Below are 1,141 nucleotides of genomic sequence, written 5' to 3' on the forward strand. Positions count from 1 at the left end.
TCAATCTAGCCAGTTTTTTTCTTCCCTCTACCTTACGAGTGCGCATACTTGGAGCTTCTTCTAAAACCAACTTTTCAAGACCTGTTTGATCACCTAGTGATAGAAAGGCTGACTCCTCTAACAAGGCCTTCATTCCAAGGGTTTCAATATAAAATGTTTCATTTAATTTTCTATTATTAACTTTTAAAGTAGGAATAATCCGTACAATCTGATTTACATTCATAAATTCCTCCATCACTTTTTATTTTAAAGGATTTTAGAATTTTTTACAAGATATTATGCTCAAATTTACCATTATTTAGCTATTTAGTAAAGATAATCTTTCAAAGCTTTGGTCAAAACCTGATAACCAGCAATACTGAGGTGCAGTCCATCAGTTGTATATTCTTTTTTGAGTTGGCCTGCTTGGTCTGTCAAACTATCAAAAACTGGCACAAATTCCACCTGCATATAGGCAGAGGCAAGCTCTTGATAGGCTTGATTCCATTTCTGAATTTTTTCATTCGTGCGGATATAGACTGTCTGCTTGTACTCCTCTCCCTCATTGACTGGCAAAATAGAAAGCAATTTAATCTCAGTTAATGGATAATCGCAAGCAATAGACTGTATGGTAGCTTCGAGATTATTGAGAGTCTCATTCGCAGGCACATCTTTTCCAATATCGTTTGTCCCAATCAGAAGGACAATTTTATCTACTGCTCCACCGTACAGATGCGCATCGAGGTTCTCAAGTAACAGCCCTGTCTGATAGCCACGAATGCCTCGATTGACAATTGTCTTTGCAGTCCCAAATAGCTCCTGTAGAGGATAATACTCGACAATGGAATCCCCAATAAAAAGAATGTCTGGCTCTACAACAGAAACCTGATTTAGGTGACGATATTTGGTTTGGATTTTTTCTTGTTCCTTTAGGAGCCAATTTTCTAATAACTGTACTGCCACTTCATTATCCTTTTTCTAACCAGTTTTCCAAGACTTGGTAAACTCCTCCTTGGCTATTGGCTGGCGCTAGAGCAGTCGCCACAGCTTTGGCTTTCTCATCAGCATTTTCCATCGCATAGGCAATTCCAGCCATTTCAAGCATTTCAACATCATTTTCACTATCGCCAAAAGCCATAATTTGTTGGGCTTTCAAGTCCCA

3 protein-coding genes are annotated in these 1,141 nt (G+C 38.4%); all 3 read right to left on the bottom strand.

From position 1 onward, the window contains the following. Positions 1-223, bottom strand: a 223-nt coding sequence (locus HT730_RS06795; RefSeq protein ID WP_275690511.1) for a CppA N-terminal domain-containing protein, incomplete at its 3' end; no start/stop codon positions are given. Positions 224-306: 83 nt separating this feature from the next. Continuing rightward, positions 307-942, bottom strand: coding sequence for a GDSL-type esterase/lipase family protein (locus HT730_RS06800; RefSeq protein WP_173307157.1), 636 nt, complete (start codon positions 940-942; stop codon positions 307-309). Positions 943-946: 4 nt separating this feature from the next. Beyond that, a partial coding sequence (locus HT730_RS06805; protein ID WP_173307158.1) for an HAD hydrolase family protein occupies positions 947-1,141 on the bottom strand: 195 nt, incomplete at its 5' end.

Source organism: Streptococcus sp. k-628 (assembly GCF_013277475.1).
GTDB lineage: Bacteria > Bacillota > Bacilli > Lactobacillales > Streptococcaceae > Streptococcus.